This is a genomic window from Alienimonas chondri, from assembly GCF_013036045.1.
GTDB lineage: Bacteria > Planctomycetota > Planctomycetia > Planctomycetales > Planctomycetaceae > Alienimonas > Alienimonas chondri.
The window spans coordinates 1-941 of sequence record NZ_WTPX01000340.1 but is presented as its reverse complement, the minus strand read 5'-3'; the positions used below and the strand labels follow the sequence as shown (position 1 = coordinate 941).

The 941-nt window shown below is 69.8% G+C and carries 1 protein-coding gene; it reads right to left on the bottom strand.

Annotated features, from left to right (window positions below):
- Window positions 1-941, bottom strand: a 941-nt coding sequence (locus LzC2_RS21535; RefSeq protein ID WP_206678873.1) for a DUF6677 family protein, incomplete at both ends; no start/stop codon positions are given.

The following is a 941-nucleotide window of genomic DNA, read 5'->3' as shown; positions in this document are numbered from 1 at the left end:
GGGACGGGGGAACCGGCAGGGTCGCGCTCGTCGTCGTCCGAGAGCTTGTCGGTGCGGCCGTAGGCGGGGCCGTCGATCGCGTCCCAGAAGGCCAGCACGTTCAATAACCCGGCGATCATGGTGAAGACCACGGCCAGATCCATCGTCGTGCCTTTCCGGGCGTGCAGCCGGTTGGCGGCGCGGCGGTCGCGGGGGGCGAGATACCAGTTCGCCACCGGACGCGGGACCGTGCCGACGACCCGCGGGCGGATCAATTCATCCGCCGCCACGCCGGCGGGCAGGGCGATCTTCGACAGGTCCGCGGGGTCGATCAACAGCTTGAGCAATCGCCCTTTCTCCCCGTTGATCGGCCGGTCGAACGCCCGCACGGTGGTGGGCGTGAGGACGACCGAGCGGGCGGCGTCGGCGGGGAACTGAACGGTCGGATCGCCCTCGAACCCGGTGCGGACCCGGGGATCGTTCGGGGCGGAGGCGTCCACTTCGAGGGCGCCCTCCACCCGCGAGCCGTCGCCGCGGGGTTCGACTCGGATCGTGCCGGTCAGGTTCGCCAGCACGACGGACCGGCCCTCGTAATCCGCGACCAGGGAGCCGGTGAACGCGTCGTTCAGCGGTTCGGTCAGGCGGCGGCGGGGAACGTTTTCCTCGTTGTAGAACCGTTGGCTCTGGATCAGCGCCGGCCAGGCGACCACCCCCGTAAACACCTGAGCGGTGTAGTGTTGCAGCAGTTGCCGGCGGGGCGGGTCGAAGGGCACGCGGAAGGGGTTGTCCCCGGGACCGTCGAACTCTTCGGTGCCCAACGGCACGCCGGGGGCGGCGCTCTCCAACGCGACCGTCTGCCACCCGCCGAGCGCCTGTCCGCACAGGAACAGACCGAGGATGCAGACGCAGTAAATCGCCCCTTTGACGTTGCGTCCCTGATAGAAGTGGCCCGCCCCGGGGAT